Genomic DNA, 21,107 nt, shown 5'->3' with positions numbered 1-21,107 from the left:
GGCGACATTCAGCCGCGCGTGGAAGGTTGCAGCTAATGTGTTAGTTTCCCACATATCGAATGGGTTCGGAGCCCCGATTGTTAGCCAAAATTTAGTCGGTTGGCGTCGGTATCCGAGATAGAGTTTGACGAACCGGCGGCATGGCGACCCTCGTGCCGGACCGGACCAACCAACGGGAATTCGACCATGTCGGACCTAGACCGTAACTACGCTTCTCCTTTCGGCAGGGCCGCCGGGCGTGTTGACGCCGCGACGGTCGATGCCGGCCTGCGCGCCTATATGCTGCGCATCTACAACTACATGAGCATTGGCCTCGCCATCACCGGCCTTGCCGCGCTCGGCGTCTACATGGCTGCCGTGACCGACGTTCCGACGGCGGAATCCGTCCGCGTCGGCAAGCTGTTCCTGACCCCGTTCGGCTACGCGATGTTCGTCAGCCCGCTGAAATGGCTGTTCATGCTCGCGCCGCTCGCCATGGTGTTCGTGATCTCGGCGGGCATCAACCGTCTCGCTCCCTCGACCGCCCAGATCCTGTTCTGGGTGTTCGCGGCGCTGATGGGCATCTCGCTGTCGTCGATCTTCCTGGTGTTCACGCACACCTCGATCGTGCGGGTGTTCTTCATCACTGCGGCCACCTTCGGTGCGCTGAGCCTCTACGGCTACACCACTAAGCGTGACCTGACCGGCATGGGCTCGTTCCTGTTCATGGGCCTGATCGGCATCATCATCGCGAGCCTGGTGAACCTGTTCCTGGCGAGCTCGATGCTGCAGTTCATCGTGTCGGTGGTCGGCGTGCTGGTGTTCGCGGGCCTCACCGCCTGGGATACCCAGCGGCTGAAGAACGACTACATCTACGGCTACGCTTCGGCCGGCGGTGACATCGCAGAGCGTGCGGCCATCACCGGCGCGCTGTCGCTGTACCTGAACTTCATCAACCTGTTCACGCTGCTGCTGCAGCTCCTCGGTCAACGCGACTAAGCGCAACGACGAGGGAACGGATACGAACCCCGGCCGAAAGGCTGGGGTTTTTGTTTGGGGGGTGGGGTGGCGCTTGTAGCCCGGATGGAGCGCAGCGCAATCCGGGACAGTCCTTTCCGCGGATAAGGCGGCCCCGGATTACGCTTCCCTCCATCCGGGCTACAAGGCCACGAGTGCCGCCTCTTCCTCCTCGTCATTGCGGGCGCAGCGAAGCAATCCAGAGTCCCTCCGCGGATGCATTTCTGGATTGCTTCGCTGCGTTCGCAATGACGGGTGGGGCAACACCGTTGCCCCTTTCAGCGGAAGCGGGAAGGCTCTAATCTTGCCGCCATGTCCGCACCTGAAATCAGGCCTACAACCGAGGCCGACCTTCCCGCCATCACCGCCATCTACCAGCAGGCTGTCCGCGAGGGCACCGCGACGTTCGAGCTGGAGCCGCCCGACCTCGTGGAGATGACGCGCCGTTATCGCGCGCTGGTCGACGGCGGCTATCCCTATTTCGTCGCTATCCTCGACGGCCGCGTGGCCGGCTATGCCTATGCCGGCGCCTACCGCCCGCGCCCGGCCTACCGCTTCACGGTCGAGAACTCGATCTATCTCGATCCCTCCTTCCACCGCCGCGGTGTCGGATCAAAGCTGCTGGAGCGGCTGGTCGCCGAATGCGAGGCGCGCGGCTTCCGCCAGATGATCGCTGTGATCGGCGATTCCGCCAATGCCGGCTCGATCGGCGTGCACACCAAGGGCGGCTTCAAGATGATCGGCACGCATCCCAATGTCGGGCTGAAATTCGGCCGCTGGCTGGATACGGTGATGATGCAGCGCGACCTCGGCGAGGGCGCGAAGACGGTGCCGACAAAGTAGGTCTCGTAGGGTGGGCAAAGCGATACCCGGGACCACCGCGAGACAAAACCCGGATGTCGCTGCGCTCATCCGGGCTACGAAGAATTCGCCACATCACTGCTGTCGTAGGGTGGGCAAAGCGAAGCGTGCCCACGATTCGTGGCGATAGAGAAAGGACGTGGGCACGGCGCAATGCGCCTTTGCCCACCCTACGGCACCGTCTATGTGGCTACACCACCGCCAATTTCCGATCGATCACCAGCAGCACGCGCTCCAGCTCGTGGCCGCGGCGCAGGATCAGGCCGGTCGCCGAGATCACGCTGTACATGCCCTGCTTGCGCGCCAGCCGCGGATCCTTCTCGATGCGATAGATCGGCACTTCCGAGGCACGGCGATAGACCGAGAACACGGCGCGATCCCTCAGGAAGTCGATGGCATAATCGCGCCATTCGCCGTCGGCGACCATGCGGCCGTAGAGATTGAGAATACGATGCAGCTCGAGCCGGTTGAACGTCACCCGGCTCAGTTGCGTCGCCGCCGCGGCGGGGCGGGCCGCCGCGCGCTGCTCGCTCGGATCGGCATCCTCCGACAGACTCATGGAGCGCTTCCTCATCGCACGGCATGACCCGAATCCGCGAAGACCGTCCCCGGAACCTGGATCATGACAGCTGCATGATTGCGCCAACCGGCCACCCCCGCAAGGGGCTCCTGATTCAACCGGTCGAATCGGTTACGAATCGGGGCACACGCTATGGTGGAACTCCCTCGCGGCAAACCGTCACGGGATCGTTAGCAGGAATCATACTCTCGCCGCTTTTCCGCCTAGCGACTGCCGCCCTGCATTGCGAAAAGACTCATGTGCGTTGACCCGGTCCTTTCGGTTCCGGATTCCTCAGCCCCCAGCCCCCCGGGGTCGAACAGGATCGGGTCTGTACGCGCGACAAGGAGGGCCAACGCAAGTTGGTCCTTTTTTGTTTGTGTCGGGATGTTTCTGCCCCGGCGAAATTCTCCTCTCATCAGCGCCAACAGTCTCTCCCCTCATCCTGAGAGCCTGACTCAAAAAGGCGCGTAGATGCTTTCAGGGTGCGGCCAGGCGGCGAATTAGGAGCCTCAGATGGGCGGCGAGCAGCCAGGCGCGCTCGGTGGCCGCAGAGCCTTCGAAGTCTTTGGAGAGGCGCCGGCATCTGCCGAGCCATGCAAAGGTCCGCTCGACGACCCAGCGCCTGGGCAGGAGCTGGAAGCCTTTGACGCCGCGCGGCCGCTCGACGATCTCGATCGTCCAGGGCCCGCAGTCTGAGAGTGCGTTGAGGAGCTGTTTGCCGCGATAAATCCGGTCGGCAAAGACATGCTGAAGCGTTGGGAAGCGGCCTCGCAAGTCCTTCAATAGGGGAACGGCACCGTGGACATCTTGGATGTTGGCAGGATGAACATATGCAGCCAGCAAGTGGCCGTCGGTGTCGGTCACGATATGGCGCTTGCGCCCATGGAGGCGCTTGCCGGCATCGAATCCGCGTGGTCCGCCAGCCTCGGTCGTCGAGGCGGTCTGGCTATCGATGACGGCGGCTGTCGGTCTTGGCTTTCGTCCCAGCTTCCGGCGCGACTTGCGAACCAGAGCTTCGGCAATCTCCTGCCATCTACCCGTGTCGCGCCAAGCGTAGAAATATCCCTGCACTGTCGAGTACGGGGGAAAATCCGTCGGCAAGGCTCGCCATTGGCAGCCACTCCACAGGACATAGAAGATCGCCTCGACGATCTCGCGCAGATCGACCTTCCGCGGCCGGCCCAATCGGTGTCGCGGCGGCATCTTCCGAGCGATCAGCGCCCACTCGGCATCGGTCAGATCGCTTGCGTAACGCAAGCCAACGCGCTGATACTGCAGACGAGCGGTTTTGGTCCACGGCATGGTGTCCTCCCTCGAATCTTTGCAAATCCGAAGGAATCACAAGCCCGCCAAAACCGCTCACTCTTTTTCGGTCAGGCTCTGAGGAGCCGCGCGCCCTTCGCGCGTCGTCTCGAAGGATCGAGGCCGGGCTGCGTGAGCGGGGCCTGCATGGTTCTCACGGCGATGCGAAGCATCGTCCGGTAGACGCGCGCAAGAGCGCGCTCCTCACCATGAGGGTGGCAGTGAGTACGACGCTAGAGAATTGAAATCAGTGCAGCGACGTGTAGGCCGCACCCAGCATCGTGCCGGGCTTCTCGCGGCTGCCGTCCTGGACATAGACCACCGCGCCGTCGACGCCGTCGCGCGTGAGGTTCTCGATCGGCACCGTCCAGCTTTCCGAACGCCCGGTCCAGTCACCGACCTTGAGCAGGTTGCGCACCACGTTGTGATAGGTGACCTGCTGTCCGCGATTCTCGCCGCGGGTGATCGCGATCGGGACTGACTTGGCGATCGAACAGATCCAGACCTCGCCATGCGAGACGGCCGGCTCGTTGCTCGCCGCCACCGATACGTTGATCTGCTTGCCCGCGAGCGACATCGTCACCGGCACGCTCATCACGCCCGTGCCCTTGTCGGTCTTGCCGATCGCGCTCTCGATGCCGGCACGATCGCTGCCGATGACATGGGTGGAGCCGTTGACCACAACCTGCGGCGTGTAGACCTCGCGGTCGCCGCGCATGCGCGAATAAGCACGCTGCCGTGCAGAGAAGCGCGAATCCGCCAGCGTGTCCTTCCAACCCAGATAGTCCCAATAGTCGATCGGCATGCTCAGCGCGATGATCGACGGGTCTTTGGAGAGATCGCCGATGATCTGGTCGGCGGGCGGGCAGGAGGAGCAGCCCTGCGAGGTAAACAATTCGACAACGGCGCGGGGATCGGCTTCGGCAGGACGGATGACGGCGACGATCGCACAGATGCCGAGAGCTCCCGACCAGAGAGCACCGGACCAACGTGAAACCAGATGAGAAGCCGTCATTGTTGTCATGTCGAACGCCGCACACCATTGCTCGTGGGAAGGAGAACTTATCGCCGGATGGTCACCGTAGTCTTACGGGGCGCGACACACCCGACCGCCCAGGCCAACCGTCCGAAAGGAGGTTTTCCGCCGGGCGGGCCCATCTGGAGCATGCCGCAAACGCACGAAGGCGGCCTTGTGATAGGCCGCCTTCGTTTAACCTTCTACTCACGTCGCGGTGAGCCACCGTTCACAAATTCGCGCTTAGGCCGCGAGCTTGCGCAGCACGTAGTGCAGGATACCGCCGTTCCGGTAGTAGTCGAGCTCGTCCAGCGTATCGATGCGGCAGAGCAGCGAAACGCGCTGCAGCGAACCGTCGCCGGAGACGATCTCCGCGGTCAGCTTCTGGCGCGGCTTGAGATCGCCGACCAGGCCACGCAGCGTGACCTTCTCGTCGCCCTTCAGGCCGAGCGACGACCAGGAGGTGCCCTCCTCGAAGGTCAGCGGCAGCACGCCCATGCCGACCAGGTTGGAGCGATGGATGCGCTCGAAGCTCTGGCAGATCACGGCGCGCACGCCGAGCAGGCGCGTGCCCTTGGCGGCCCAGTCGCGCGAGGAGCCGTTGCCGTATTCGGCGCCGGCGAACACCACCAGCGGCACCTGCTCCTGCTGGTACTTCATCGCGGCGTCGTAGATCGACATCTGCTCACCGTCGGGCCAGTGTTTTGTCAAACCGCCCTCAGGGATATTTCCATCCGCGCCCTTCAACATGAAGTTCTTGATGCGGATGTTGGCGAAGGTGCCGCGCATCATCACTTCATGATTGCCGCGGCGCGTGCCGTACTGGTTGAAGTCGGCGGGACGCACCTGGTGCTCGCTGAGATATTTTCCAGCCGGAGAGGTAAGCTTGATCGAACCGGCCGGCGAGATGTGGTCGGTGGTGATCTTGTCGCCGAACATGGCGAGGATGCGGGCCTCGACGATGTCGGTGACCGGCTCCGGCTCCTTCTTCATGCCGTCGAAATAAGGCGGGTTCTGCACATAGGTCGAAGACATGTTCCAGCGATAGGTCTCGCTCTCGACGGTCTTGATCTTGCGCCAGTTGGTGTCGCCCTTGAACACGTCGGCATACTTCTTCTTGAAGATCGACGCGGTCACGAACTTCTTCATGAAGGCGTTGATCTCCTTGGTCGTCGGCCAGATGTCCTTGAGGTACACCGGCTTGCCGTCCTTGCCCTCGCCGAGCGGCTCGACGGCGAGGTTCTTGGTGACGCTGCCCGCGAGCGCATGCGCGACCACCAGCGGCGGCGAGGCCAGATAGTTCGCCTGCACGTCGGGCGAGACGCGGCCTTCGAAGTTGCGGTTACCCGAGAGCACGGCCGCGGCGACGATGCCGTTGTCGTTGATCGACTTCGAGATCTCCTCGGGCAGCGGACCGGAATTGCCGATGCAGGTGGTGCAGCCGAAGCCGACCAGGTTGAAGCCGACCTTGTCGAGATCCTTCTGCAGACCGGAATCGGCGAGATAGCCGGCGACGACCTGGCTGCCCGGCGCGAGCGAGGTCTTCACCCACGGTTTTGCTTTCAGGCCCTTCGCGGCGGCGTTACGGGCCAGCAGGCCGGCGCCGATCAGCACGCTCGGGTTCGAGGTGTTGGTGCAGGACGTGATGGCGGCGATCACGACGTCGCCGTGGCCGATCTCGAAGTCCTTGCCTTCGACGGCGAAGCGCTTGCTGGGCTCCTCGGCCTTCTTGTACTCGGTGCCGAGAGCGAGCGAGAAGCCTTCGGCGACCGACGGCAGCGCGATGCGGCCTTCGGGACGCTTCGGACCGGCCATCGACGGCACGACGTCGGCGAGATCGAGCGTCAGCGTCTCCGTGAACACCGGATCGGCCGACTTGGCGGTGCGGAACAGCCCCTGCGCCTTGGCATAGGCCTGCACCAGCGCGACGCGCGGCGCCGCACGGCCGGAGGTCTTGAGATAGTCGATCGCGGCGGCGTCAACCGGGAAGAAGCCGCAGGTCGCGCCATATTCGGGCGCCATGTTGGCGATCGTCGCCTTGTCGGCGACCGAGAGATTGTCGAGGCCGGGGCCGAAGAACTCGACGAACTTGCCGACCACGCCCAGCTTGCGCAGCATCTGCGTCACGGTGAGCACGAGGTCTGTCGCGGTGACGCCTTCCTTCATCGCGCCCTTCAGCTTGAAGCCGACGACGTTGGGCAGCAGCATCGACAGCGGCTGGCCGAGCATGCAGGCTTCCGCCTCGATGCCGCCGACGCCCCAGCCGAGCACGGCGAGGCCATTGACCATGGTGGTGTGGGAGTCGGTGCCGACCAGCGAATCGGGATAGGCGACCTCGAAGGTGCCGGTCTTCTTGCCGACCGTCATCTTCTCCTTCTTGGTCCAGACCGTCTGGGAGAGGTATTCGAGATTGACCTGGTGGCAGATGCCGGTGCCGGGCGGCACGACCGAGAAGTTCGAGAACGCCTTCTGGCCCCATTTCAGGAACTCGTAGCGCTCCTGGTTCTGCTTGTATTCCTCGGTGACGTTCTTGCCGAAGGCCTTGTTGTCGCCGAAGAAGTTCACGATCACGGAATGGTCGATGACGAGATCGACCGGCACCAGCGGATTGATCTTCTCGGCGTCACCGCCAAGCTTCTGCATCGCGTTGCGCATCGCGGCGAGGTCGACCACCGCGGGCACGCCGGTGAAGTCCTGCATCAGCACGCGCGCCGGGCGGAAGGCGATCTCATGCTCCAGCGACTTCTTGCGCAGCCATTTCGAGACCGCGACGATGTCCTCTTTCTTGACCGAGCGGCCGTCCTCGTTGCGCAGGAGGTTCTCGAGCAGGACCTTCATCGAATAGGGAAGTTTCGAGATTCCCTTCAGACCATTCTTCTCGGCCGTGGGCAGGCTGTAATAGACATAGGTCTTGGCGCCGACCTTGAGGGTCTTTTTGCATTTGAAGCTGTCGAGCGAGGTCATGTAGGAATCCCAATTGTTAGTTATACCCGGCAGGGTATTTTAACACCGTTAGCGTATCAGGCTGGGCCGCTTGCAGGGGCAGGTTGAGTTGCTGCATCAAGTAGTTCCGGGCTTATAGAAGCTTTCTAACCGCGCCGCCACAGCCACAATCGTACCGCAGCATTCGCGAGCCAAAAATTCCCATGCGCTACCCCAAGTTTTCCTGAGGCCCGGCTTGAGCGGGGTGGACCAAGGCAAGATGCAGCTGTCCGGGCGCGGGGTCGTTTGCGTGCGCGGCGGCCGCGAGGTGTTTGCCGGGCTCGATTTCGAGGCTGTCGCCGGCGAAGCGGTCGCGGTCGTCGGCCGCAACGGGTCGGGCAAGACCTCGCTGCTTCGGCTGATCGCGGGTCTGCTCGTTCCGGCAGGCGGTAAGATCGCGCTGGAGGGCGGCGATGCCGAGCTGACGCTGCCCGAGCAGTGCCACTATCTCGGCCATCGCGATGCCCTGAAGCCGGCGCTCAGCGTGGCGGAAAACCTGACTTTCTGGGCCGATTTCCTTGGGGGGGAGCGTTCTGACTTCTCCGAGAGCCTCGCCACGGTGGGGCTCGAGCATGCCACCCACCTGCCCGCCGGCTTTTTGTCCGCCGGCCAGCGCCGCCGGCTGTCGCTGGCGCGCCTTTTGACCGTGCGCCGCCCGATCTGGCTGCTGGATGAGCCGACCAATGCGCTGGACGTGACGGGACAGGACATGTTCGGCGGCCTGATGCGCGAGCATCTTTCGCGCGGCGGCCTGATCGTCGCGGCAACCCATGCACCATTGGGGATCGAGTCGCGGCAGCTGCGGATCGGGGGTGTGGCGTGAGGCGACACGACCCTCAGCTTTCCGAGCGGCTGGGCCCCGCTCTCTCCGTTCCCTCCCCCCTTGTGGGGTCCGAGACGAGCGAAGCTCGCTCTCGCGGGCAGGGAGGGGGGTGCCACACGGCAAGACGTCTCGGTTCTGGCCTTCAAAAGGCGGGCGCTCTGTTGCTGGCGATCCGTCTCCAACAAGCATCTCTCCCGGGGCTACCCCTCTCCCCCGCCCTCCCCCACAAGGGGGGAGGGAGCGCACTGCGCCTGCGGCTCGATGCACCAAGCGACTCCGCCGCGGGAGCCACCCCATGACCGCCCTCTCCGCCCTCGTCCGCCGGGACGTCAGGATCGCGCTCCGCGTTGGCGGCGGGGCGCTGATTGGCGTGCTGTTCTTCTTGACCGTGGTGGTGCTGATGCCGTTCGCGGTCGGGCCGGATTTGGCGCTGCTGTCGCGGCTGGGGCCGGCCATCCTCTGGCTCGGCGCGTTGCTGGCGAGCCTGCTCACCCTCGACCGGCTGTTCATGGCCGACCACGAGGACGGCTCGCTCGACCTGATCACGATGAGCCGGACGCCGCTGGAACTCGCCTGCGCCGCCAAGGCGCTGGCGCATTGGCTGGCCGCCGGCCTGCCGCTGATTGTCGCAACCCCCGTGCTCGGCCTCTTGCTCAACCTCGACATGGTCGCGACCGGCGCGGTGGCGCTGACGCTGCTGGCCGGCACCCCGGCGCTGACCTTTACCGGCATGATCGGTGCGGCGCTGGCGGTGACGCTGCACCGCGGCGGGCTGCTGATGGCAGTGCTGGTGCTACCGCTGTCAATTCCCGTGCTGATCTTCGGGGTTGCAGCGTCGCAGGCCGTGATCGTCGGCCCGATGACGTTCGGCGCACCATTCTCGATCCTGTGCGCGCTGTCCCTGGTCAGCCTCGTGATCGGCCCCTTCGCAGCCGCAGCGAGCCTGCGGCACGGGCTCGACTGAGATGCGCGCGGCTGACCTTGACCCCGATCAACTTTCGTCCCTCGCTTTCGTGCTGATTGCCTGAGCGGCCACCGATGATTATCAGGGTACCATGACGCTGATCGACCTCGCCAACCCCTCGCGGTTCCTCGCGCTGACAGCGCGGGTCTTGCCGTGGCTTGCGGCCGCGACCGTCCTGCTGCTTGCAATCGGTCTCTATCAAGCCGCGCTTGCGCCCGATGACTATCAGCAGGGCGCGACCGTGAAGATCATGTTCATCCACGTCCCCAATGCCTGGCTGTCGATGTTCGTCTGGGGCGTGATGAGCATCGCCTCGCTGGGCACGCTGGTGTGGCGGCATCCACTGGCCGACGTCGCCGCCAAGGCCGCAGCGCCGATTGGCGCCGCCTTCACCTTCCTCGCACTGCTGACGGGCTCGCTGTGGGGCCGGCCGATGTGGGGCACCTATTGGGAATGGGATGCGCGGCTGACTTCGGTGCTGATCCTGTTCCTGATGTATCTCGGCCTGATGGCGCTGTGGCGCGCGGTCGACGATCCCTCGCGCGCCGCACGCGCCGCCGCGGTGCTGACCCTCGTCGGCGCGCTCAACCTGCCGATCATCAAGTTCTCGGTCGACTGGTGGAACACGCTGCACCAGCCGGCCTCGGTGATGCGCATGGGCGGCTCGGCCCTCGACAAATCGTTCCTGATTCCGCTGCTGGTGATGGCGATCGCCTTCACGCTGCTGTTCGTCACGCTGCATCTGGCGGCGATGCGCAACGAGATCCTGCGCCGCCGTGTCCGCTCCCTGCAAATGATGCAGGCAAGCCGTGTCGCGTTCTCCGGCGAAATGGGCGCCGGTGCGCGCGGACAAAACGCGTCGAAAGAAATTGGGGCCGCAGGATGATGTCGCTCGGCCCTTATGCATCCTTCATCGTGACATCCTATGCCGCAGCGGCCCTCGTGGTCGCGATCCTGATCGGCTGGATCGTGCTCGATTATCGCAACCAGACGCAGCGCCTGCGCGAGCTCGACCGCAGCGGCATCACCCGCCGCTCCGGCCGTAGCGCCATGGACGCATCATGAGCGAACGATCGACCTCCGCACCGCCGCAGCGCCGCACTTTCCTGATGGTGCTGCCGCTGATCGCGTTCATCGGCCTTGCGCTGCTGTTCTGGTTCCGGCTCGGCAGCGGCGATCCCTCGCGAATTCCCTCCGCGCTGATCGGCCGTCCGGCGCCGCAGACGGCGCTGCCACCGCTCGAGGGATTGCAGATCGACAACGCGCAGGTGCCGGGCCTCGACCCCGCCGCGTTCAAGGGCAAGGTCAGCCTGGTCAATGTCTGGGCGTCCTGGTGCGTGCCGTGCCACGACGAGGCGCCGCTTTTGACCGAGTTCGCCAAGGACAAGCGCTTCCAGCTCGTCGGCATCAACTACAAGGACGCGGCCGACAACGCGCGCCGCTTCCTCGGGCGCTACGGCAACCCGTTCAGCCGGGTCGGCGTCGACGCCAACGGCCGTGCCTCGATCGAATGGGGCGTCTATGGCGTGCCCGAAACCTTCGTCGTCGGTCGCGAAGGCACCATCGTCTACAAGCTGGTCGGCCCGATCACGCCGGACAATCTGCGGACGGTGCTGTTGCCCCAGATGGAGAAGGCGCTGAAGGCAGCGGGAAGCTGAGCGCCGCGCTCGTGCCACACGCTCAACTGTCATCGCCCGACTTGATCGGGCGATCCAGTATTCCAGAGACGTCAGTCGTATACGGAAAAGCTGCGGCGTACTGGATGCCCCGGTCAAGCCGGGGCATGACAGCGGTATGTGGAGCGACGCTTCGGCCTATCCCTTCCGCACATCCCCCGCTTCCGCCTCGCTCGCCTCGAGCGACGCGGGCTCGATCCCGTAGCGCTTGGTCAGCGGCATCTGGGCGATGGCGAAGATCATCGTGATCGGGGTGACGCCGAACACCTTGAAGTTCACCCAGAAGTCCGTGCTCTGGGTGCGCCAGACGATCTCGTTCAGCACCGCCATGCCGGCAAAGAACAGCGCCCAGCGCAGCGTGAGGATACGCCAGCCCTGCGGCGTCAGATTGAACATCTGGTCGAACATCACGGCGATGAAGGAGCGGCCGAACAACAGACCGCCGCCGAGGATCGCAGCGAACAGGCCGTAGATGATGGTCGGCTTGAGCTTGATGAAGGTCTCGTCGTGCAGCACCAGCGTCAGCGTGCCGAACACCAGCACGATCACGCCTGTGACGATCGCCATGATCGGGATGTGGCGCGTCACGACGTAGGAGGCGACCATTGCCGCCACGATCGCGACCATGAAGGCGCCGGTCGCGGCGAACAGATTGAACTTCGCGTTCACGAAGAAGAACACGAGCAGCGGCCCGAGTTCGGTCGCGAGCTTGAACAGCGGATGCGGCTGGGTCTTGTCCATTCTTCAGCTTTCGATTCCGGCGATGGCGCGGGCGAAATCGCGCGCGGTGAACGGCGCGAGATCGTCGACGCCTTCGCCGACGCCGATGAAATGCACCGGCAGTTTGAACTTTTCCGCGAGCGCCACCAGAATGCCGCCGCGGGCGGTGCCGTCGAGCTTGGTCATCACGAGGCCGGTGACCCCGGCGGTGCGATGGAAAGCCTCGACCTGCGACAGCGCGTTCTGGCCGACGGTGGCATCGAGCACAAGCAGCACGGCATGCGGCGCAGTGTCATCCACCTTGCGGATCACACGCACCACCTTTTCGAGCTCGTTCATCAGCTCGGCCTTGTTCTGCAACCGGCCGGCGGTGTCGATCAGGAGCACGTCGATATTCTGCTCCTTGGCCGCCGTCAGCGCGTTGAAGGCGAGGCTCGCCGAATCCGAGCCCTGCGCGCCCGCGATCACGGGCGTCTTCGTCCGCTCGCCCCACACCTTGAGCTGCTCGATGGCTGCTGCGCGAAACGTGTCGCCGGCAGCCAGCATCACCTTGCGGCCTTCGGAGGCGAATTTCTGCGAGAGCTTTCCGATCGTGGTGGTCTTGCCCGAGCCGTTGACGCCGACCACGAGGATCACGAACGGCTTTTTGGCCGCATCGATCACGAGCGGTTTTGCCACGGGCGACAGCACCTTCTCGACCTCGGTGGCGACGACGTCCTTGACCTCGTCCGCCGAGATCGCCTTGTCGTAACGGCCGGTGCCGACGGCGTCCGCGATCCGCACCGCGACTGACGTGCCGAGGTCGGCGCGCAGCAGCACGTCCTCGATGTCGTCGAGCATGGCACGGTCGAGCTTGCGCTTGGTGACGAGGTCGGCGACCGCGGTCCCGAGCGAGGACGAGGTGCGCTTCAGCCCGTTGGACAGGCGGCGCCACCAGCTCAGCTTGGGGGGATCTGACGTGGTATCGTTCATGGCGGGGGTGTGTTAGCCGTTCCGGCTGCCAAACGAAAGTCTTGACCGAAAGTCTTGCAATTGCTCGATGTTCCCCAATTGACGGCCGATGAAATTCTGGCCCGCGTGCTCCATCGCGACGGGCTGATGCTGGTCATCGACAAGCCGGCCGGCCTTCCCGTGCATCGCGGTCCCAAGGGCGGCGCCAATCTGGAGGATTCCTTCCACGCGCTGTGCTTCGGCCTGCCGCGGCCGCCGGTGCTGGCTCACCGGCTGGACAAGGACACCTCCGGCTGCCTCGTGCTCGGCCGCCACCGCAAGGCGACGGCCTCGCTCGGCCTCCTGTTCAAGCACGGCAAGATCGGCAAGACCTACTGGACCGTGGTCGAGGGCGGGCCAGCCGAGGACGAGGGCACCGTCGACATGCCGCTCGGCCGGCTCAATGCCGAACGCGGCTGGTGGCAGAAGCCTGATCCGGAAGGTCAGAAGGCCATCACCAACTGGAAAGTGTTGGGGCGGGGCGACGGCTTTACCTGGCTGGCCATGGAACCGGTGACCGGGCGGACCCATCAATTGCGGGTGCATTCGGCCGCGACCGGCTGGCCGATCTTCGGCGATAACATTTACGGCAACGGCCCGCGTTTCGGCGAGCCGAAGCTGCACCTGCATTCCCGCGAGATCGTGGTGCCGATCTCCCGGAACAAGGAGCCCGTCCGCGTCGTGGCGCCGGCCCCGCCCCACATGCACGAAAAGCTCCGCGCCTGCGGCTGGAACGGGGAATAGCCGCGGTGTCGCTCAACCTCTCCCGCTTGCGGGAGAGGTCGCGCCGAAGGCGCGGGTGAGGGTTCTCTCCTCTTGGGGACTGTCCCATTGCGGAGACAACCCTCTCCCCAGCCCTCCCCCGCAAGCGGGGGAGGGAGCGCACCGCATTCGCGGCGGAAGCTCGCCAAGCTAGCTGCCTTCCGCCCATGGTTTACGAAACGTTCAGTGCTCGCCGCTAATGATGACGGTTGCTTAGAACAAGCTTCTGTAACCGCTCAGGATGAGCAGGGCGTGATGTCCAAGGCCGAGCTATCGATCATCGAAGAGGTCGAATCCGCGATTCGCGCAGGCTCGGCGGAAAAGGGCCTGGAAACGGCCCGGCGCGTCACCGATCTGTTCCTCTCCTCTGCCGGCAAATTCGATGACGAGCAGATCGCGCTGTTCGACGAGGTGCTCGAGCGCCTGATCGGCACCATCGAGCTGCGGGCGCTTGCCGACATGGGCGCACGCATCGCGCTCGCCGAGATCAGCGCGCAGCTGGCGCCGATCGCGCAGGCGCCGCCCTCGGTAATCCGCCGCCTCGCCAGCAATGACGAGATCCGCATCGCCGGTCCCGTGCTGCAGGAATCGGCCCGCCTCGACGACGGCGAGCTGGTGAAGATCGCCTCGAGCAAGGGCGAGCCGCATCTGCTGGCGGTCGCCGGCCGCTGGTGGCTGAAGGAGATCGTCACCGACGCACTTCTGGCGCGGCGCTATCCCAGCGTCAGCCGGCGGCTCGCCGCCAATCCCGGCGCGCGCGTCTCCGGAAACGGATTCGCCGTCATGATCGGGCAGGCCGAAGCCGATCCCGAACTTGCCGTCAGCGTCGGCGTCCGCGTCGACCTGCCGTCGGAGCTGCGCCGCCGATTGCTGCGCTCGGCGAGCGACGCCGTGCGCGCCCGCCTGCTGTCGCGCGCGCCGCCGCATCTGTTCGAGGAAATCCAGAGTGCGATCGCCGCCGTCACCGTCGGTGTCGATCGCCAGATGTCTGGCGTCCGCGATTTCGAAGGCGCCAAGCGGGCGATTGCAATGCTCAAGGCGACCAGCCAGCTCAGCGAAGCGACACTGCTCGGTTTCGCCACGCAGCGGCGCTATGAAGAGACCGCCGCGGCGCTGGCCGCATTGTCCGGATCGACCGTCGAGGTGATCCGCCCGCTGATGCAGAGCCTGCGCGACGACGGCTTGCTGGTGCCGTGCAAGGCGGCGCAGCTCAGCTGGGAAACCGCGGTGGCCGTGCTCGAAAGCCGTTTTGCCACAGGCGCCATGAAGCCGGCCGATCTTGCACGGGCGCAAGGGCACTACGCGCGGATGACGCCCGAGAATGCGAAGCGGACGCTGCGGTTCTGGCAGGTCAGGGCGTCGTAGGGGGCGCGCGTTCCGCGGACGAAGTATCCACACTCTCGGTGTCGTCCCTGCGAACGCAGGGACCCATAACCACAGGGAGAAGTTTGGCGAAGATTCGCAATTCGGTACTGCGACCATCCACAGCCGATAAATCACGCGGTATCGGTCCCTGCGTCCGCAGGGACGACGCTGGGGATATAGCGCGTCGCAACTCGCCGTAGCCCGACTAAGCAGTCAGCCGCTCGCCATCGCTGCTAACAATCCTGCGCGGCACCACGCTTCCCACGCGCCCGCCCGCGATCGCCACCGGCAGATAGTGCTCCGTGCGGCCCTGCGTCTCGCCCTCGATCAGCACCTCGCGCGTGGCACCGATCTCGGCTTGCAGCCGCCGCCGTAGTGCCGTTTCGCCCGCCGCACGCAGCCGCTTCGCGCGCTCCTTGATCGCCGGCCCCGCCACCTGCGGCATCCGCGCGGCCGGCGTGCCCGGGCGGGGCGAATAGGGGAAGACGTGCAGGAATGTCAGGCCGCATTCCTCGACCAGATCGAGCGAGCGCGAGAACATCTCCTCCGTCTCGGTCGGGAAACCCGCGATGATGTCGGCGCCGAAGGCGATGTCCGGGCGCAGGCGGCGGACCTGCTCGCAGAACGCGATCGCGTCCTGCCGCGAATGGCGCCGCTTCATGCGCTTCAAGATCATGTCGTCGCCGGACTGCAACGACAGATGCAGATGCGGCATCAGCCGCGCATCGCCGGCGATAGCGTCAAGCAGATCGGCATCCGCCTCGATCGAATCGATCGAGGAAATGCGCAGGCGCTTCAACTCCGGCACGTGCCGCAAGATCTGCTTCGTCAGCATGCCGAGCTTCGGCGCGCCCGGAAGGTCAGCACCGTAGCTGGTGAGATCGACACCGGTCAGCACGATCTCGGCATGGCCGCGTTCGGCCAGCGTCCGCACCTGCTCGACCACCGCACCCATCGGTACCGAGCGCGAATTGCCGCGGCCATAGGGGATGATGCAGAAGGTGCAGCGATGGTCACAGCCGTTCTGCACCTGCACGAACACGCGCGGCAGGCCGCTCGCATAGCCGTCGATCAGATGCGGCGCCATCTCCCTCACGGCCATGATGTCGCTGACGGCGATCTTCTCGCCGGCGCCGAGATCGAAGGCATCGCGGGCATCGCGCCACACGGATGACCGCATCTTGTCGTCATTGCCGACGACGCGATCGACCTCGGTCATGTCGGCGAACATCGCAGCTTGCGTCTGCGCCGCGCAACCGGTGACGACGATGCGCGCGTCGGGCCGTTCGCGCTTCAGCTTGCGGATCGATTGCCGCGCCTGCGCCACCGCCTCATTGGTGACGGCGCAACTGTTGATGACGATAGTGTGGGAGAGTCCAGCGCCCTCGGCCTCGCGGCGGATCACCTCGGCCTCGAAGGCATTGAGGCGGCAACCGAAGGTGACGACGTCGACGGCCATCAGGCGGCCGGCGCAAACAGCGCCGGATCGAACCTGCCCTCATATTCGAAGGTCGCAGTGCCCGTCATCAGCACGTGGTCGTCGCGCTCGCGCCATTCGATGCCGAGCTTGCCGCCGGGCAGCGTGATCTCGACATTGCGCTCGACACGCTTCAGGCGGGCCGCGGCTACTGCCGTGGCGCAGGCCGCCGAGCCGCAGGCCCTGGTCAGGCCGGCACCGCGTTCCCAGGTGCGGATGGTGATGTGCTTGTCATCGACGATATGGGCGAGCGTGATGTTGGCGCGCTCCGGGAAGATCGGATGGTTTTCGAGCAGCGGACCGAAACGCTCGAGATCATAGGCGTTGACGTCGTCGACCCAGAAGATCGCATGCGGATTGCCCATGCTCACCACGGAGGGCGAATGCAGGATGGGATTGTCGATCGGCCCGATCTGCAATTCGATGTAGCGGGTATCGCGGAACTCTTCCGCCAGCGGAATGTCCTGCCAGCCGAACTTCGGCGCACCCATATCGACGGTGTAGAGATCGGGCGCCGGGCCTTGCCAGGCATTGAGCAAGCCGGCCGCCGTCTCGAACGTCGCGGCGGTCTGCCCGTTCTTCTCGAAGATGCGCCGCACCACACAGCGCATGCCGTTGCCGCAGGCGCCTGCCTCCGAGCCGTCATTGTTGTAGATGCGGATGAAGGCTTCGGTGCCGTCGAGCCGCGGCTTCTGCAGCACCATGAGCTGGTCATAGGCCACACCGCCGTTCGCAGACGCCACCGCGCGGGCGTCGTCCGGCGTCACCGGGCCCGCGGAATCGCGCATGTCGACAACGACGATCTCGTTGCCGATGCCGTTCATCTTGGCAAATGCGTGATTGGCGAGCGCGCTCATGAAAATTCCCGAATTTCGCCTGTCTTATATGGCGATCCTTGCCGGCTTGGCCAGTGATTTGCGGTCGGCGGCCGAGCGGTCTGCCATGACGCATCTGTCATGGGACGAATTCCGCGCCCGCGTGTTAGAACGGCGCAACTCGCCGCGAACCGGGATGCGCGGCCGGGCTCAAGCCGGATTAGGCCTTGGTGGGCAAGGTCTTGCTGATGAAGGGCCTTGGTTAAGGCCTTGGGGAGAATAAAAATGATCAGGTTTCGTCGTCTTGCTCTGGCCGCGCTGATCCCGGCAGCGGCCTTGTCGCTTGGCCTGCCTGAGGTTCTGGCGCAAACCCCGAGCCCGGCACCGGCGGCCTCGGCAAGTCCCTCGCCGGCCCCATCGGCTTCTCCCGCCCCGGCCGCGAGCGCCTCGCCGGCCCCTGCGGCGACGGCCTCACCCGCGCCGTTGCCTGCCGCCAGCGCGTCGCCGGCCCCGACAACGTCGCCCTCGCCCGCAGCCAGCGCCTCACCCAGCCCAACGGCCCCGCCACCGGCGGCGGCCGCAACACCTGCCCCGGTGCAGACCGCCGATCCGTTCGGCCTGGAGACCACGCTCGAGGCCAAGAAGGTCGTGATGGTCAAGGGCACTGCCAATTGGGACTCGGCCTTCGACACGCTGATCGATGCCTTCAAGGCACTGAACACGCTCCTGGACAAGCAGGGCATCAAGCCATCAGGCAATGCGATGATCGTCTACACCTCGACGGACGATACCGGCTTCACCTTCCTTGCCGAGATCCCTGTCGAGCAGGATCCCAAGAACCTCGCCAAAGACATGAGCATCGGCAAGTCGCCGGAAGGCAAGGTGCTGAAATTCGTCCATCGCGGCTCCTACGACAACATGGACAACACCTATGAGGCGATTACCAACCACCTCGACGACAAGAGGCTGGAAGCCAAGGACACCTTCATCGAGGAATACCTCACCGATCCGCTGAGGACGGCAGAGGACAAGCTCGTGATCAACGTTTTCGTGCCGCTGAAGTGAGACCAATGAAAAAGACTGCCATACTTGCTACGTCCCTTGCCGCCGTTTTCGCCGCCACGCTGCTGACAACGCCCGCGCTTGCCGATGATTTTCCATCCGCCATTACGGTGAGCGGCGAAGCCAACATTTCCGCGGCGCCCGATCTCGCACAGATCGACGCCGGCGTCGCCAACGACGCCAAGACGGCGAAGGAAGCGTCCGACGCCAACAACGCCGCGATGGGCAAGGTGCTGCTGGCGCTGAAGGGCGCCGGCATCGCCGAGAAGGATTACCAGACCTCGCGCCTGTCGCTTCAGCCGCAATACGGCCAGAACAAATCCACCGGCGCCTCGCCCGTGGTCGGCTTCCGCGCTTCGAACCGCGTCACCGTGAAAATTCGCGACGTGACCAAGGTGGCCGGCGTCATCGACACGCTGGTCAGCGCCGGCGCCAACGACATCGGCAACATCTCCTTCGAGGTGACGCAGGCGTCAAAACTGCTGGACGACGCGCGCGAGCAGGCGATCGTGGACGCCCGCCGCAAGGCCGAGATCTACGCCAAGGCCACCGGCGTGACGCTGGGCGCGCCGCTCAGCGTCACCGAGGGCGGCGGCCCGGTGCCGCTGTTCAAGGGGCGGATGGCTGCCGAACCGATGGCCAGAGCATCCACTGCCGTCGCGCCGGGCGAAGAAACGCTGTCGGTGACGGTGAATGTGAGCTGGGCGATCAAGCAGGGGCAGTAGTCCCGTTCATAAGAGGAACGTCGCCGCAACACCATTGGTGCAGTCCCTGCGAACGCGTTCGCAGGGACTGATCATGCATGCCCGTTAATGGAGGCTCGCGGCGAGTCTTTCCGTTGATGAATCGGCCCATCGCCCAAGTTGCTGTATCCAGTATGTCGCTGAGCGAGGCGACCGATCAAACGTCCGGCGGCAGTGGATAGCATTGTTGCCTGATCAATCATTCGCGCTGATATCAGTAAAAAGGAAACCCGCCGGCGTCTTGGTAAAGACGAAGATGAGCTCGCCGCAGAAGACGAAGTAACTGTCGTTCTTATAATCGTCGCGATCGTAGACGGCCTTGCCGCGCTGGATACACGCGCGATTTTTCGCCGTGAACGAGGTCCGATAGGTCTTGGCGCCAAATTGCGCGGCGTCGCGAATTGCGTTGTCGTTCATGAACGGCAATCGTGTCATACCGGCGACGGCGACGGAATCGTTTGCCTTCAGCGCCGCGCGAAACTTCTCGATGAAGCCATCGAATTCCTTCTGCAAGGCAGGAGAAGCGACGGCGTTCTTCGCCCGGGCGACGGCTGCAGCAAGGTTCACAAGAGCGGTTGCGAGCACAATTCTCAGCAAAAATCCCACAGGCCGGCTCCATCCATCGATCAATCAAGGTCTTCCGACCGAAAGAAATCCATGGTGTTTTGTTGCGTCATGAGCTTTCTGGTTCAACGGCGCAGAGCCGTACGCACTTGTCGCTATAGGAGCAAAGCGGACATTGCTTTCGTCGCATCACGCCGCCGGGTTTATGGGTACACGACCTAAATCTCCACCACCTGCCCCGGCTGCATCGCCACAAACCGCTCCTGCGGAAGCTTCGCGGCGTCGAGCGCTTCGACCAGCGCCTTGGCCGGCGCGTCGATTGCCTCATCCGTGAGCTGGAACGTGCCGTGATGATGCCCGAGCGCGGCCTCGGCGCCGCAATCGCGTAGCGCCTTCACCGCGTCCTCTGGATTCATATGCTGGTCGCGCATGAACCAGCGCGGCTCGTAGGCGCCGATGGGAAGGATGGCGAGGCGCAGCTTCCCGTGCTTCTCGGCGACGCGGCGGAAATGCCGGCCATCGCCATAGCCGGAATCGCAGACCACGTAGATTTTCCCGGCCGGCGTCTCCAAGACAAAACTCGCCCACAGCGCCTTGTTGCGATCGAACATGCCGCGCGCCGTCCAATGCCGGGTCGGCACCAAATGCACGGCGATGCCGCCGCCGAGCTCGACGCGGTCGTGCCAGTCGAAGGCTTCCACCTTGATCGTGGAATCCCAGCTGCGCATCGTCACGTCGTTGCCGAGCGGGGTGACCACGCGCGGAGCAAAATTCTTGGTGAGCCGCGACAGCGTCGCGATGTCGAGATGATCGTAATGGCCGTGCGAGACCAGCACGACATCGATCTTCGGCAACTTCTCGAAGGCGATGCCGGGATCGTTGTGCCGCTTCGGCCCGGCCCAGGCGACCGGCGAGACCCGCGTCGACCAGACGGGGTCGACCAGGATGTTGAGGCCGCCGGTCTGGATCAGCCAGCTGGCATGCCCGACGAAGGAGAGCCGCACCTTGTCGCCGTCTACGCGGGCCGGCGGCGTGTCGGCATGGGGGCTGGGCGCCCAGTCGGGCCAGGTGGCGCGCTGCCGCTTGCCGCCGAGCTGCCAGCGCAGCACCTCCCGAAGCGATTTCGGCGGCGCGCCGTCCGGATCGAAGAAGTTCAGACCGTCGAAATGGTCGGAGGCGGGACCGTCGTAGGTTTTCATGCGGGACACCCAGAGGGACGGGACACCGACCAGGCCGCCGGCCCCGGCAAGCAGTCCGAACAGGCGGCGGCGGGTGATCGGCACGGCGGGCTTCAGGAATGGTGGCGGAGGTAAGTCATCACCTTCTATATGGGCGGGGCAAAAGGAAAAAGGAACCGCCAGTCGAAAGCGCCATATTTTCAGGATGTTACCTTGATAGAGACATTTCGGCGCCCCAACTTTCCTTGAC

At 64.6% G+C, this 21,107-nt stretch carries 22 protein-coding genes; 12 read left to right on the top strand and 10 right to left on the bottom strand.

The window, feature by feature from the left end:
* The first annotated feature begins 186 nt into the window (after nucleotides 1–186).
* Nucleotides 187–978 carry a Bax inhibitor-1/YccA family protein gene (locus GGD62_RS12980; RefSeq protein ID WP_018318880.1) on the top strand — a complete coding sequence of 264 codons (792 nt, stop codon included), beginning with the start codon at nucleotides 187–189 and terminating at the stop codon, nucleotides 976–978.
* 330 nt (nucleotides 979–1,308) lie between these two features.
* Nucleotides 1,309–1,839, top strand: a complete 531-nt coding sequence (locus tag GGD62_RS12975) for a GNAT family N-acetyltransferase (RefSeq protein ID WP_018318881.1) — start codon at nucleotides 1,309–1,311, stop codon at nucleotides 1,837–1,839.
* A gap of 208 nt (nucleotides 1,840–2,047) precedes the next feature.
* Here GGD62_RS12975 and GGD62_RS12970 read toward each other — a convergent pair whose 3' ends face one another.
* The 4 genes from GGD62_RS12970 to acnA form a co-directional block, all read right to left on the bottom strand.
* Entirely contained in the window at nucleotides 2,048–2,416 is a 369-nt protein-coding gene (locus GGD62_RS12970) for a DUF2794 domain-containing protein (protein ID WP_018318882.1), read from the bottom strand.
* 480 nt (nucleotides 2,417–2,896) lie between these two features.
* Nucleotides 2,897–3,721, bottom strand: a complete 825-nt coding sequence (locus GGD62_RS12965) for an IS5 family transposase (protein WP_183708735.1) — start codon at nucleotides 3,719–3,721, stop codon at nucleotides 2,897–2,899.
* A gap of 247 nt (nucleotides 3,722–3,968) precedes the next feature.
* The gene (locus GGD62_RS12960; protein ID WP_179732308.1) at nucleotides 3,969–4,745 is read right to left on the bottom strand and encodes a thioredoxin family protein; all 777 of its coding nucleotides are present in this window, start codon (nucleotides 4,743–4,745) and stop codon (nucleotides 3,969–3,971) included.
* Between the two features lie 234 nt (nucleotides 4,746–4,979).
* A complete protein-coding gene (gene acnA / locus GGD62_RS12955) occupies nucleotides 4,980–7,700 on the bottom strand; it encodes an aconitate hydratase AcnA (protein WP_018318884.1) in 2,721 nt (906 codons plus the stop codon).
* Between the two features lie 238 nt (nucleotides 7,701–7,938).
* Between acnA and ccmA the strand changes: the two genes are divergently transcribed.
* The 5 genes from ccmA to GGD62_RS12930 all read left to right on the top strand — a co-directional run bounded on the left by ccmA (nucleotide 7,939) and on the right by GGD62_RS12930 (nucleotide 11,163).
* Nucleotides 7,939–8,541 carry a heme ABC exporter ATP-binding protein CcmA gene (ccmA, locus tag GGD62_RS12950; RefSeq protein WP_183708801.1) on the top strand — a complete coding sequence of 201 codons (603 nt, stop codon included), beginning with the start codon at nucleotides 7,939–7,941 and terminating at the stop codon, nucleotides 8,539–8,541.
* A 295-nt stretch (nucleotides 8,542–8,836) separates the two neighbouring features.
* Entirely contained in the window at nucleotides 8,837–9,505 is a 669-nt protein-coding gene (gene ccmB / locus GGD62_RS12945) for a heme exporter protein CcmB (RefSeq protein WP_179732312.1), read from the top strand.
* A gap of 91 nt (nucleotides 9,506–9,596) precedes the next feature.
* Nucleotides 9,597–10,391 (top strand): heme ABC transporter permease, encoded by a 795-nt coding sequence (locus GGD62_RS12940; RefSeq protein ID WP_183708733.1) that lies wholly within the window; start codon nucleotides 9,597–9,599, stop codon nucleotides 10,389–10,391.
* Entirely contained in the window at nucleotides 10,388–10,570 is a 183-nt protein-coding gene (ccmD, locus tag GGD62_RS12935; RefSeq protein WP_018318888.1) for a heme exporter protein CcmD, read from the top strand. The genes GGD62_RS12940 and ccmD overlap by 4 nt, the downstream gene beginning before the upstream one ends.
* On the top strand, nucleotides 10,567–11,163 hold the full coding sequence (locus tag GGD62_RS12930) for a DsbE family thiol:disulfide interchange protein (RefSeq protein ID WP_092261438.1): 597 nt from the start codon (nucleotides 10,567–10,569) through the stop codon (nucleotides 11,161–11,163). Before ccmD ends, GGD62_RS12930 begins: the two co-directional genes overlap by 4 nt.
* Before the next feature lie 156 nt (nucleotides 11,164–11,319).
* On the opposite strand, the gene GGD62_RS12925 is transcribed toward GGD62_RS12930, so the two are convergent.
* Nucleotides 11,320–11,922: a septation protein A gene (locus GGD62_RS12925; RefSeq protein ID WP_018318890.1), complete on the bottom strand. Its 603-nt coding sequence runs from the start codon at nucleotides 11,920–11,922 to the stop codon at nucleotides 11,320–11,322.
* 3 nt (nucleotides 11,923–11,925) lie between these two features.
* A complete protein-coding gene (gene ftsY / locus GGD62_RS12920) occupies nucleotides 11,926–12,873 on the bottom strand; it encodes a signal recognition particle-docking protein FtsY (protein ID WP_018318891.1) in 948 nt (315 codons plus the stop codon).
* Nucleotides 12,874–12,933: 60 nt separating this feature from the next.
* On the opposite strand from ftsY, the gene GGD62_RS12915 reads away from it, so the two are divergent.
* The gene (locus GGD62_RS12915; protein ID WP_183708731.1) at nucleotides 12,934–13,635 is read left to right on the top strand and encodes an RluA family pseudouridine synthase; all 702 of its coding nucleotides are present in this window, start codon (nucleotides 12,934–12,936) and stop codon (nucleotides 13,633–13,635) included.
* Nucleotides 13,636–13,908: 273 nt separating this feature from the next.
* On the top strand, nucleotides 13,909–15,018 hold the full coding sequence (locus tag GGD62_RS12910; protein ID WP_183236453.1) for a DUF2336 domain-containing protein: 1,110 nt from the start codon (nucleotides 13,909–13,911) through the stop codon (nucleotides 15,016–15,018).
* A 205-nt stretch (nucleotides 15,019–15,223) separates the two neighbouring features.
* Here the strand turns inward: GGD62_RS12910 and mtaB are convergent, their stop codons facing one another.
* A complete protein-coding gene (gene mtaB, locus GGD62_RS12905) occupies nucleotides 15,224–16,477 on the bottom strand; it encodes a tRNA (N(6)-L-threonylcarbamoyladenosine(37)-C(2))-methylthiotransferase MtaB (RefSeq protein WP_183708729.1) in 1,254 nt (417 codons plus the stop codon).
* Entirely contained in the window at nucleotides 16,477–17,352 is an 876-nt protein-coding gene (gene dapF, locus GGD62_RS12900) for a diaminopimelate epimerase (RefSeq protein WP_183708726.1), read from the bottom strand. The genes mtaB and dapF overlap by 1 nt, the downstream gene beginning before the upstream one ends.
* On the opposite strand from dapF, the gene GGD62_RS12895 reads away from it, so the two are divergent.
* From GGD62_RS12895 to GGD62_RS12885, 3 genes are read left to right on the top strand one after another with little or no spacing between them, the layout of a single operon-like run.
* On the top strand, nucleotides 17,351–17,593 hold the full coding sequence (locus tag GGD62_RS12895) for a hypothetical protein (protein ID WP_183708725.1): 243 nt from the start codon (nucleotides 17,351–17,353) through the stop codon (nucleotides 17,591–17,593). The genes dapF and GGD62_RS12895 overlap by 2 nt on opposite strands.
* A gap of 2 nt (nucleotides 17,594–17,595) precedes the next feature.
* Nucleotides 17,596–18,375, top strand: coding sequence for a GyrI-like domain-containing protein (locus GGD62_RS12890; RefSeq protein ID WP_183236455.1), 780 nt, complete (start codon nucleotides 17,596–17,598; stop codon nucleotides 18,373–18,375).
* Between the two features lie 5 nt (nucleotides 18,376–18,380).
* On the top strand, nucleotides 18,381–19,097 hold the full coding sequence (locus tag GGD62_RS12885) for an SIMPL domain-containing protein (RefSeq protein WP_183236456.1): 717 nt from the start codon (nucleotides 18,381–18,383) through the stop codon (nucleotides 19,095–19,097).
* Nucleotides 19,098–19,310: 213 nt separating this feature from the next.
* Here the strand turns inward: GGD62_RS12885 and GGD62_RS12880 are convergent, their stop codons facing one another.
* Both GGD62_RS12880 and GGD62_RS12875 read right to left on the bottom strand, forming a co-directional pair.
* Nucleotides 19,311–19,721 carry a hypothetical protein gene (locus GGD62_RS12880; protein WP_312014260.1) on the bottom strand — a complete coding sequence of 137 codons (411 nt, stop codon included), beginning with the start codon at nucleotides 19,719–19,721 and terminating at the stop codon, nucleotides 19,311–19,313.
* 176 nt (nucleotides 19,722–19,897) lie between these two features.
* Nucleotides 19,898–20,962: an MBL fold metallo-hydrolase gene (locus tag GGD62_RS12875; RefSeq protein ID WP_183236457.1), complete on the bottom strand. Its 1,065-nt coding sequence runs from the start codon at nucleotides 20,960–20,962 to the stop codon at nucleotides 19,898–19,900.
* Between the last annotated feature and the right edge of the window lie 145 nt (nucleotides 20,963–21,107).

This window comes from Bradyrhizobium sp. ERR14 (assembly GCF_014198235.1).
In the GTDB taxonomy this organism is placed as follows: Bacteria; Pseudomonadota; Alphaproteobacteria; order Rhizobiales; family Xanthobacteraceae; genus Bradyrhizobium.
The sequence above is the reverse complement of the archived record's forward strand: the minus strand, read 5'-3'. Positions and strand labels throughout refer to the sequence as shown.

Coding starts and splice junctions, on each gene's coding strand:
- GGD62_RS12980 (WP_018318880.1), top strand. CDS start 187: ATGTCGGACCTAGACCGTAACTACGCTTCTCCTTTCGGCAGGGCCGCC.
- GGD62_RS12975 (WP_018318881.1), top strand. CDS start 1,309: ATGTCCGCACCTGAAATCAGGCCTACAACCGAGGCCGACCTTCCCGCC.
- GGD62_RS12970 (WP_018318882.1), bottom strand. CDS start 2,416: ATGAGTCTGTCGGAGGATGCCGATCCGAGCGAGCAGCGCGCGGCGGCC.
- GGD62_RS12965 (WP_183708735.1), bottom strand. CDS start 3,721: ATGCCGTGGACCAAAACCGCTCGTCTGCAGTATCAGCGCGTTGGCTTG.
- GGD62_RS12960 (WP_179732308.1), bottom strand. CDS start 4,745: ATGACAACAATGACGGCTTCTCATCTGGTTTCACGTTGGTCCGGTGCT.
- acnA (WP_018318884.1), bottom strand. CDS start 7,700: ATGACCTCGCTCGACAGCTTCAAATGCAAAAAGACCCTCAAGGTCGGC.
- ccmA (WP_183708801.1), top strand. CDS start 7,939: ATGCAGCTGTCCGGGCGCGGGGTCGTTTGCGTGCGCGGCGGCCGCGAG.
- ccmB (WP_179732312.1), top strand. CDS start 8,837: ATGACCGCCCTCTCCGCCCTCGTCCGCCGGGACGTCAGGATCGCGCTC.
- GGD62_RS12940 (WP_183708733.1), top strand. CDS start 9,597: ATGACGCTGATCGACCTCGCCAACCCCTCGCGGTTCCTCGCGCTGACA.
- ccmD (WP_018318888.1), top strand. CDS start 10,388: ATGATGTCGCTCGGCCCTTATGCATCCTTCATCGTGACATCCTATGCC.
- GGD62_RS12930 (WP_092261438.1), top strand. CDS start 10,567: ATGAGCGAACGATCGACCTCCGCACCGCCGCAGCGCCGCACTTTCCTG.
- GGD62_RS12925 (WP_018318890.1), bottom strand. CDS start 11,922: ATGGACAAGACCCAGCCGCATCCGCTGTTCAAGCTCGCGACCGAACTC.
- ftsY (WP_018318891.1), bottom strand. CDS start 12,873: ATGAACGATACCACGTCAGATCCCCCCAAGCTGAGCTGGTGGCGCCGC.
- GGD62_RS12910 (WP_183236453.1), top strand. CDS start 13,909: ATGTCCAAGGCCGAGCTATCGATCATCGAAGAGGTCGAATCCGCGATT.
- mtaB (WP_183708729.1), bottom strand. CDS start 16,477: ATGGCCGTCGACGTCGTCACCTTCGGTTGCCGCCTCAATGCCTTCGAG.
- GGD62_RS12895 (WP_183708725.1), top strand. CDS start 17,351: ATGAAAATTCCCGAATTTCGCCTGTCTTATATGGCGATCCTTGCCGGC.
- dapF (WP_183708726.1), bottom strand. CDS start 17,352: ATGAGCGCGCTCGCCAATCACGCATTTGCCAAGATGAACGGCATCGGC.
- GGD62_RS12890 (WP_183236455.1), top strand. CDS start 17,596: ATGATCAGGTTTCGTCGTCTTGCTCTGGCCGCGCTGATCCCGGCAGCG.
- GGD62_RS12885 (WP_183236456.1), top strand. CDS start 18,381: ATGAAAAAGACTGCCATACTTGCTACGTCCCTTGCCGCCGTTTTCGCC.